Origin of the sequence: Marinobacter manganoxydans MnI7-9 (assembly GCF_000235625.1) — a bacterium.
In the GTDB taxonomy this organism is placed as follows: domain Bacteria; phylum Pseudomonadota; class Gammaproteobacteria; order Pseudomonadales; family Oleiphilaceae; genus Marinobacter; species Marinobacter manganoxydans.
In genome coordinates this window covers 80,013-89,866 of record NZ_AGTR01000037.1, presented here as the reverse complement: position 1 = coordinate 89,866, position 9,854 = coordinate 80,013, and the positions used below count along the sequence as shown (strand labels likewise).

Annotated in this window: 9 protein-coding genes; 7 read left to right on the top strand and 2 right to left on the bottom strand. The window is 57.2% G+C overall.

What is annotated here, in order from left to right; genetic code table 11:
* From KYE_RS21960 to KYE_RS10400, 4 genes are all read left to right on the top strand, one after another.
* Positions 1-186 (top strand): hypothetical protein (locus KYE_RS21960; RefSeq protein WP_227497811.1); only part of this gene is annotated, 186 nt, incomplete at its 5' end.
* A 105-nt stretch (positions 187-291) separates the two neighbouring features.
* Positions 292-1,746, top strand: coding sequence for a rhomboid family intramembrane serine protease (locus KYE_RS10405; RefSeq protein WP_008173052.1), 1,455 nt, complete (start codon positions 292-294; stop codon positions 1,744-1,746).
* Between the two features lie 335 nt (positions 1,747-2,081).
* On the top strand, positions 2,082-2,231 hold the full coding sequence (locus KYE_RS21565) for a hypothetical protein (RefSeq protein ID WP_008173050.1): 150 nt from the start codon (positions 2,082-2,084) through the stop codon (positions 2,229-2,231).
* Between the two features lie 21 nt (positions 2,232-2,252).
* Positions 2,253-3,221 (top strand): alginate export family protein, encoded by a 969-nt coding sequence (locus KYE_RS10400; protein WP_008173048.1) that lies wholly within the window; start codon positions 2,253-2,255, stop codon positions 3,219-3,221.
* Positions 3,222-3,319: 98 nt separating this feature from the next.
* Here the strand turns inward: KYE_RS10400 and KYE_RS10395 are convergent, their stop codons facing one another.
* Positions 3,320-3,961, bottom strand: a complete 642-nt coding sequence (locus tag KYE_RS10395; RefSeq protein ID WP_008173047.1) for a c-type cytochrome — start codon at positions 3,959-3,961, stop codon at positions 3,320-3,322.
* A 189-nt stretch (positions 3,962-4,150) separates the two neighbouring features.
* Complete coding sequence (locus KYE_RS10390) at positions 4,151-5,605, bottom strand: hypothetical protein (protein WP_039881982.1); 1,455 nt, start codon at positions 5,603-5,605, stop codon at positions 4,151-4,153.
* A 144-nt stretch (positions 5,606-5,749) separates the two neighbouring features.
* Between KYE_RS10390 and KYE_RS10385 the strand changes: the two genes are divergently transcribed.
* The 3 genes from KYE_RS10385 to KYE_RS10375 all read left to right on the top strand — a co-directional run bounded on the left by KYE_RS10385 (position 5,750) and on the right by KYE_RS10375 (position 9,847).
* Complete coding sequence (locus KYE_RS10385) at positions 5,750-7,573, top strand: ABC transporter ATP-binding protein (RefSeq protein WP_008173043.1); 1,824 nt, start codon at positions 5,750-5,752, stop codon at positions 7,571-7,573.
* Positions 7,574-7,670: 97 nt separating this feature from the next.
* Entirely contained in the window at positions 7,671-8,330 is a 660-nt protein-coding gene (locus KYE_RS10380; RefSeq protein ID WP_227497810.1) for an SCO family protein, read from the top strand.
* A complete protein-coding gene (locus KYE_RS10375) occupies positions 8,327-9,847 on the top strand; it encodes a methyl-accepting chemotaxis protein (RefSeq protein ID WP_008173039.1) in 1,521 nt (506 codons plus the stop codon). Before KYE_RS10380 ends, KYE_RS10375 begins: the two co-directional genes overlap by 4 nt.
* Positions 9,848-9,854 lie beyond the last annotated feature (7 nt).

The window sequence follows — 9,854 nt, the reverse complement described above, 5'->3', positions numbered from 1 at the left end:
CTTGTTATTCCTGTTCACTATTGGCTGGAGCAGGAACAACGGCAATTGGCGAAAGGTCGATATCTGGCCCGGTACAGTCCGTCGATGGAACCGATTAAATGTCATTTCTGTGACGTCTCTATGACAGTCGAACCGGTTGTCGGGGCTTTCCCGACTCTGTGGCGTGTGCCACCTTTCCGGGATTGACCCGCAACGACCTTTGCGCTGGATTCCATTTGAGCGCGAAAAGAAGGCCTGGGTGTGGTAAAAAACACTCTTTCAGGGACAGATTATGATGAATTGTGACCGCCCATGCTGATTATCCCCGCCGAAAACGCCATCAACTGGAAACGTCCGCCCTGGGTAACCCTTGGCCTGATCATGGCCTGTCTGCTGGTTTTTCTGTTCTATCAGGGGGGTGACAGCCGCAAACTCGAGCAGGCCGTTGAACAATACCTGGCCGCCGATCTTTACGAGCTGGAGGCACCGGCCTACGAGGATTACCTGCAGCGGCAAATCCAGTTCCAGGGCGAAGAAAGCCGGGTCTACGAGCTCCAGCAGTTTCAGCAACTCCGGCAAGAGAACGAGAACTTCTGGCTGGCCATCAACCTGATGATGGACCGGGAGTTCTACCAGTACCTGCTGCAAAATCGCGATGTCATCTGGGCGCCGGCGGAAAGGGCGCACTGGCAGGAACAGCGCAGCGCCATCGAGCAGGAATACCTCCAGAAACTCAGTGCCAACCAGCTTGGTCTGGTGCCGGCGGATCTTTCGCTGTATACCCTGATTACCTACCAGTTTCTACACGGCGGCTGGGGCCACATCATCGGCAACCTGATCTTCCTGTTCCTGCTCGGATTTACCGTTGAGAAAGCCCTTGGGCCAGGCCGGTACCTGATTGCCTACCTGGTATGCGGGGCCCTTTCCGGCCTGATGTTTACCGCGGTTTCTGCAGGTAGCTATGTGCCTCTCGTGGGTGCCTCGGGCTCGATCTCCGGCCTGATGGGCATGTATGTGGCCATCTACGGGCTACAGAAAATCCGTTTCTTCTACTTTCTCGGTGTCTACTTCAACTATTTCCGTGCTCCGGCTATTGCCCTGCTGCCCGTATGGGTGGGCAAGGAAATCTACGATTACTGGTACGCCGGTGCCACCGGCATCGCCTACATGGCCCACGCTGGCGGCCTGATCGCCGGCGCAGGCCTGGTCTGGCTGCTGGGCAAGAGCTGGCTGCAGGTGCGCGAGGAATTCTTCGAGCCGGAAGAGGAAGAGCAGGATGCCCGGTTCACCACCGGTTATGCCCAGGCCATGGCCAGCCTCGGCCGGATGGAGTTCGATCTGGCCCGCCGCCAGTTCGAAGCCTTGCGTGAGCATTATCCGGAGCGGCCCATCCTGCTGGAACATCTCTACCACCTGGCCAAACTCCGGCCAGACCTGCCGCAATACCGCGACCGTGCCAGGGAGCTGATGAATGATGCCCTTGGCCGTCGCCAGCCGGAGCAGACGATTGCCATCTGGCAGGAGTATCTGGCTAAAGGGGAACCTCACCATCCATTAACGGCGGAAGATCATAACCGGGTGCTGTTCAGCAGCCTGAAACAGCATGACCTCAAAGCAGCGGAGAAAGCCTTTGAACGGCTCAGAAGCACCGGTGACGAACTGCTCACTACTGAAGCCTGCCGGCTACTGGCTGAAGAATTTGAGAAACGCCAGATGACGCCCAAGGCCCGCCACTATCAGCAGGTTCTGGAAGCCGCGCATTTTTGAGGACTTATCCGCAGATATTGATCATCACGAGCGATTGAGAGGTTAAAACAAGTACCACCACGTGGGTAGGTTGTTATTATTTATAGGTATTTTGGTCTGTTATATGCCGTTTACCGGGTGGTCAGAACTCTCGGCTGACTTTCATCAAGGTTGGTACGGTTTGAAGCACCCTAGACTCGCACAGCTTCATCCGCTTCTGTTTGTCAGCAACCCGTTAGCCAGCACACAAGGTACAATACCGATGAAAAAACGATCACTGCTCTCCAGTTCGCGCCCGGAAACTGTCGCTGCCGGTTTTGCCGCTCGGCATTTTATTGGTCTCGACAGCGACTCCGGTGGCGTCGCAAAGCATTACCGATGCGCTGACCTCCGGCACAGCGTCGGCTGATATCCGTTATCGCTACGAGTTTGTCGACCAGGACAATCCGCTTGATAATGCCCAAGCCTCCACTATCCGCACACGCCTGGGTTACCGCACTGCTTAGTATCAGGGGTTTGAGTTATTCATGGAGGCTGAGAACGTCACTGCGGTAGGTGATGAGAACTACAACAGCACCGTCAACGGCACCGTTGACCACTCGGTGGTGGCAGACCCTACAGAAACCGAGGTCAACCAGGCCTACCTGCGCTATCGCGGTCTGGCGGATACGACCTTGACCTACGGCCGTCAGCGTCTTGCGCTGGACAACCATCGCTTTATCGGCAACGTTGGCTGGCGTCAGAATGAGCAGACCTTTGACGGGTTCACCGCCATTAACACCTCGCTTCGGGATACACGGATAACCGCAGGCTATTTGTATAATGCCAATCGAATTTTTTCAGATGCGAGTCCGGTGGGTGATTTCCGCATGCGTGCTCCAGTGCTCAATGTTCAGTATGAGGGGCTGGCCGCAGGCACGGTGACGGGTTACGGCTACCTGCTGGACTTTACCGATTTACCGTCTTTGTCTACGCAGACCCTTGGCTTGCGTTTCGATGGAGGAACGGTCATTACCGAGGGGGCTAAGGCCGTTTACACACTTGAGTATGCGCGCCAGAGCGACTACGGGGACAACCCCCAAAGTTTTGATGTGGACTACTGGCTCCTGGACGCAGGACTGGCAGCCTTGGGAGTGACGTTTAAGGCGGGTGTGGGAACCCTCGGCTCCGATGACGGCAATGCGTTCCAGACACCGTTGGCGACGCTTCACGCCATGAACGGCTGGACCGATCAGTTCCTGGTAACCCCGGTGGACGGCCTGCAGGATATCCATGCGTCTGTTGCGACCTCGGTCAACGGGGTCAAGCTGATGGTGGTCTATCGGGACTTCAGTAGTGATAGGAATAGCGTTGATTATGGCAGCGAACTCGGTCTTCGGGCGACGTATACCATTGATGAGAACCGTAGTGTGGGCGCCAAGTTCGCCAGTTTCTCGGCCGATGACTTTGGTGTCGATACGGACAAGGCCTGGTTGTGGGCTGGAGTGAAGTTCTGATCCGCCATAATTGGTGTTAACTTCAGGCCAGAAAACGATCCCCAGGGGGCGTTTTCTGGTTTTCCGTTCCCACCCGCTCATTATGGAGCTACGCGGGTTTACCTCTCCGTCAGATACTCAGCCAAAGCCTTAATATCCCCCTCTGACAAAGTCGCGGCGATCCCAATCATGGGCGTGCTTTGCTTCTCGGGATCCATGTCCTGAAACCGCTTCAAGGCAATCTCAAGATACTCCGCCGGCTGCCCCGCAAGCCGCGGCATATCACGAAAGCCCTGAGCGTCTTTTTGATGGCACGCCGCACACCGCCCAGCAAATAGCTTTCCGCCTGTTTCTGCCAGGGCCGGGTCGCTACCGGTCCGGGGTTTGGCAGTCTGCTGGCTGTAGTAAACCGCGATGTTAATCCGCTCTTCCAGCGAAAGCGTCTTCGCCAGTTTCGACATCACATAGTCTTCGCGGGTGCCGGTCCGGAACTTTTCAAACTGGTTGAAGAGGTATAGCGGATGCTGTGCCGCGAGATTCGGAATGTAATCCCGCTTGCTATTGCCATCCTCGCCATGGCAATAACCACAGAATCGAATGCGCTCGTGCCCCGCCTCGTAGCTGGCCTGCCGTTTCTCGTCATCCGCCATGATGGCGTTAAGCTGGTCCATTGCATCGTCTGTCGAACCCGCAAGTGCGAGGGAGGAGGTTGTCAGGCCAAGCGCCAACACCAGATTCCTCAGGCGAGAACTACGAATCATAAGCCACCTACTGCTACGGGAAGGGCAAAGAATAGTCGACCGTTCAGACCTCAGCCTTGCCAAATATCAAAAATCGGAACAGCTCATCAGAGCGCGGTTTGTGAGGCAGGTCCGGTGTCTCTCTTGAGCTGTCCGTGGTTCCCCCATCCTGGGGTACCGGTTTCCGTTGATTGTCGCTTCCGAATCCACTCACTCCGACACGCTGAAGCGGGCCTTTGGCCCCTTCAGGGGTTCCCGGTTCTCCGCCTGCCTGAGATAAGTCGCAATCTGCTCCTGTAGTGGGTGACTAGCGCATCGCTTCTGGATAAATGTCAGGAAGGCGGTTGCCTTTTCCCACTGGGACAACCCGTTGGCCAGGGTCTGTGCCACCAGCAGGTAGGCCGGTGCCAGCTGTTCGCTGTCCGGGAAACGCTTGTGGAAATCCTGCAGTACCCGTAACGCCGGCTTGAATTGGCCCCTGTGGTACAGGGCCCGGGCGCAGCGCACTGACAGGTCCGGATCCTCCAGTTTGAACCCGGGTTCTGCCTGCTGGAGCGTGTTCAGCACACCGGCAATGCCTTCTCCGTCGTTGCGATCGGCCAGCCAGCCCAGAATGCGCGGGTGGTAACGGTAGAGTTCGTCGGTGTCCTGGCGGGCCGTCAGTAGCTGGTACAGCTGGCCGATTCTCAGGGCGTGATCACGATCTCGCTTCAACGCCTCCTTCAACATGCTCTGCACCCGATCGTAGTTGCCGTCTTTCAGGTTCATGTCGATATCGGCATCGAAGCGGGCGCTACGGTCGCGCTGATGGGTGTCCTGCCCGGCGGTGTCATCCTGGATATCCGAGGCAAAACCCAGCTCTTCCTGGTACTGGAACAGCAGGTAGCCCAGCATGTGGAACAGGATCAGGGTGAAGGTACTGTTCAGGAAACCGGCCAGGGGTTGGGCAACCCAGAACGGAAAATGATTCACCGCGAAGTCCTGGGCCGCGCCCGAGGCGAGGGTTAGCAGGATCAGGTAGCCGTAGAGCAGGAAATAGGGGGTGCCAATTCGCGAGATCAGCACCGCCAGATTCATCGGATTTACCGCCGCGCCCACCGAACGCTCCATGGCCAGAACCATGATGCTGGCCGGCAGTGCGAGAATCACGAACGCCAGCGCCAGCAGCATCAGGATGGGGCCGCCGAGCATGGCGGCAGCGCCAACCAGCCCGCCCATCAGCACGAAGACCAGCAACTGCAGGATGACGATATCGAACCCGCTGCCGGTGAAGGCGACGGACACGGCGGGCGGTTTCAGATGGCCTTCAGCGGTGTGGTTGATCACCGCATAGGTGTACTTGAACAAGGCCAGGGCGAGCACCAGCCAGATCAGAATGCCGATCAGGTTGGCGGGGGCTACCACCGGCACCAGGGTACAGATGGCGATCACGATCAGCGGATCGGTATGGAACGGGTAGCGGAAGAAAGCGCCGAGTCGCTGCCAGAACGGGACCACTTCGGTGGCGGCGCCCAGGTATCGCATAGCCTTGCTGCAGTGCGGACACAGGGCCCGACGCTGTCGGGTATCGGCGTCGGGCATGCAGCGGCTGCAGTAGTGAATCTGGCACTCCCCACAGTGCCATTTGGCAGGGTCGCCGGGGTGATAGTGGCAATCGTGTTTCACAGGTGCTTGTGTCCTGGTCCATCAGAAAATCGTTGAGTCATGATGACAGATGTCGGTTTTGATCGCAGCAAACCAGTTAACAGGTAGACTATTGTGAATTCCCGGGCGTATCCAACCGGGCACATTTCATTATCCGGAGGTTGCTTGGAACACCCCCAGAATAGCGTAACCGGTATCGACACCCGTGAAACCCGGCAGCAATACACCTGGCGGGATATCTTTGGACTTGCGCTCAAGCACAAGCCAAGACTGGTGCGTGCCAATCTGCTGGCTATCATGGCAACCGTGATGAGTGTGCCGGTGCCACTGCTGCTGCCGGTTCTGGTGGATGAAGTGCTGCTGGACGAGCCTGGCCCGGTGTTACCGGTAATGGATTCTTTCCTGCCGGGGAGCTGGGAAACACCGGTGGTCTATATCGGCCTGATGGTTGTGGTGGCATTTCTGCTTCGTGTGGCGGCACTGTCGTTCAACGTTTTGCAGTCCCGGGAATTTTCCAAGGTTTCCAAGGATGTGGTGTTCCGCATCCGGTCCCGCCTGCTCGGGCGTTTGCAACGGGTGGCCATGTCCGAGTACGAGACTCGCGGCTCGGGCGGAATCAGCAGTCACTTTATTACCGATCTGGATACCGTAGACCAGTTTCTGGGTACCACCATCAGCCGTTTTCTGGTGGCGAGCCTGACAGTGCTGGGTACCGCTGGGGTCCTGCTCTGGGTGCACTGGGAGTTGGGCCTACTCATTCTGCTGTTCAATCCGCTGGTCATCTTCGCCACGATTCTGATCGGCAAGCGGGTCAAGGAGTTGAAGCGCCGGGAGAACAGCGCTTACGAAGAGTTCCAGGGCGACCTGACCGAAACCCTGGATGCGATTCACCAACTGCGGGCGGCTAATCGGGAAAAGCATTACCTTCGCCAGCTGATCGACCGCGCCCGCAACGTGCGGGACCACGCGATCCAGTTCGAATGGCGCAGCGATGCAGCCAGCCGGGCCAGTTTTGCCCTGTTCCAGTTCGGCGTCGACGCGTTCCGGGCCGCCGCGATGGTAACCGTGCTGTTCAGCGACCTGAGCATCGGCATGATGTTCGCCATTTTCGGCTACCTCTGGTTCATGCTGACGCCGGTTCAGGAAATGCTCAACATGCAGTACGCCTGGTTCGCCGCCAATGCGGCGCTCGGGCGTATCAACCGGTTAATGGATCTGAAAGAAGAGCCCCGCTATCCGGCGCTGGAGAACCCGTTCCGCGACCGTCATACCGTGGGGCTTACCCTGCGCAATATCCACTTCGCTTATGGCGAGGAGCAGGTGCTCCGGGGCATCAATCTGGAGTTGGCGCCCGGCGAAAAAGTGGCTCTGGTGGGCGCCAGCGGTGGCGGCAAGTCGACCCTTATTCAGGTCATCCTCGGCATGTACACACCGCAGCAGGGCGAGGTGCTGATTGATGGAGTGCCTGTTGAGCGCATTGGCTTGCCCTGCCTCCGTGAACATGTCGCGACCGTGCTTCAGCACCCGGCGCTGTTCAACGACACCGTTCGCCAGAACCTGACCCTTGGCCGGGACAAGCCCGATGCCGCGCTCTGGGATGCCCTGCGAATCGCCCAATTGGACGGCACGGTTGCGGCAATGCACGACCAGCTTGATACCGTTATCGGCCGACAGGGCGTGCGCCTGTCGGGCGGACAGCGTCAACGCCTGGCGATTGCCCGGATGATCCTGTCAGAGCCTTCAGTGGTGATCCTGGATGAGGCCACCTCGGCTCTGGATGCGGAAACCGAGTTTCAGCTCCATCGGGACCTCGAAGCTTTCCTCAAACAGCGCACAACGCTGATCATTGCCCATCGCCTCAGCGCCGTTAAACAGGCAGATCGTGCCTGTGTTTTCGAAGATGGCCGGATTATTGAAGAGGGTCACCACGACGAGCTCATTGCCAGGGAAGGGCTATACGCCCAACTTTATGGCGAGCGCCAGATGTAATCCTGTCCCTAAAGTTTACTTCTCATTACAACAAAAAAAGATCTGTCGCTTTTTGCGTCCGTAAAAGATTGGAAATGCAAGTTCTAGGGGCTAAACGTTGCGTAATGCACCTATAGCCCGGTTTCAAACTTCTCTGCAAACTTGCGCCGATCTTTCACGGACAGGAAAAGTGAACAGGAAAACGACAAGTATTCTGCTTTTCGCCGCAGCTTTCCTGCTGGCACTCGCGCTCCCGGTGATGCCGTCGCTGCTGAACAACAGCGGGTTTTACGGGATGGCGATCAATGAGCCGGGAGAAAACCTGATCGGCTACCAGCCTCCGCAGGAAGGGCTTGCCGTTATTTTCTTTGGTTATCGCCAGTGCGGAACCGTTTGCCCGGTCCAATTGGTCAACCTGTTGGATTTGAGTCAGCGCTTGAAGGACGCGCCAGTGGAGTTCCTGTTTGTCACCCTCGACCCGGAAAACGATACGCCCGATACACTGCAACAGACGACGGAAAGCCTTGGGGCGGCATTCAAGTCCCACAGGCCTGAAACTCACCAGTCTGCTCAAAAACTGGCTTCAGCTTACAACGATTTTGCCGTTAAACAGGGTGGTGCACCGAATGACTCGATTGCCCACAGTGCAAGGCTGCATGTGGTGACACCAGACTTCCGGAGAAGACTGGTTTACGCCTCACCGGATCTGAATCTTGACTTGGTTGAACAGGATCTTCGCCGCTTACTGAAAGAAAATAAGAGTGAGAGTGCCATATGACTACAGCGGTAAAAAGTCAATCCTACGAAGTTGAAATCCGGGAACGCACCGATCGCCAGGTGTTGTTTATTCTTCTGGCTCATATCCCGGTGGTTGGCCTGTTGGTCCCGATGGGCTACGGGGCGACAACCTTTGCGCTGGTCGCGTCTTTACTGGTAGGCGGCATTGCGGCGGCCGGTTATTTCACCATGCGGGGAACCCGGGCCCTGTCCTCGTTGTTCGCGGTCTGCCTGATGCTGTTCTCGGCCATCATGATCCAGGCCCAGATGGGGCGCATTGAAATGCATTTCCACATCTTTGCCGCCCTGGCTCTGGTTATCATTTATCGGGACTGGCTGCCCGTGGTGGTCGCGGCAGGCACCATTGCCGTTCATCACCTGGCGCTGACGGGCCTGCAGCTGAGCGGTGCATCCTTTGGCAACATGGCGTTGATGATCTTCAATTATGACTGCAGCTGGTCGATCGCGTTTCTGCACGCAGCGTTCGTGGTTTTCGAGGCGGCGATTCTGGTTTTCTTCGCAATCCGAATGGGCGCGGAGCAGAGGCAGTCCATTCAGATTATCGAGATTATCCGCGGGTTCGATTCCGATAACGACCTCACGGCCCGTCTCGACGATGCAGACAAGAGCGTGACGGCTGGGTCGTTCAATAACATGCTCGAGCGGTTTGTCGAGTTGATCGCCAAGCTCCGTGAGCTGTCAGAACAGCTGCGCTCAAACGCCGATGACATGACCAGTGTCAGTGACACGACCACGCAGATTGCCAGCGAGCAGCAGGTGCAGACCGATCAGGCAGCCACGGCTACCAATGAAATGTCCGCCAGTATCCAGGAAGTCGCCAGTAACGCGCAGTTGGCGTCCGATGCGGCCAGCAATGCTTCTGGCGCTGCCAACCGGGGCGGTGAAGCCATGGCTAACGCCTCAAAACTGACTGAGGCAACCGATGAGGCGCTGGAGAGCAGTGCTAAAAGGGTCGATGAGCTGGGCGAAAAAATCGAATCCATTTCCTCAGTCGTTGGCTCGATCAATGCGATCTCCGAGCAGACCAATCTGCTGGCCCTGAACGCCGCCATCGAAGCCGCGAGGGCCGGAGACCATGGCCGTGGATTTTCAGTGGTAGCGGATGAAGTAAGGGCGCTTTCCCTTCGCACCCAGGAGTTTACCGATCAGATTCGGACGACAGTGGGCGAATTGAGTGAAATCTCCGAAGCCACCAAGGCATCCATGGAAATGGGGCGTACACGCTCTTCCGAATCCACCCGGGCAATGCGGGAAACCGGCGAGGCAATCCGTGAGGTTGAAGCAGCCATCGGCGAGGTTTCGCGAATGAATTACCAGATCGCATCGGCCTCGGAAGAGCAGGCAGCCACGTCGCTTCAGATCAATGAGAACATCCATTCCATCGCCAACCGGAACAACGATGTGGTATCCGAGGCGGAGCGGGTCAGAACCATGGCTTCAGACCTTGAGGCGGTCACCGAAAAACTGAATGAACTGGTGAAGCTGTATCGCATCTAAACCTTCC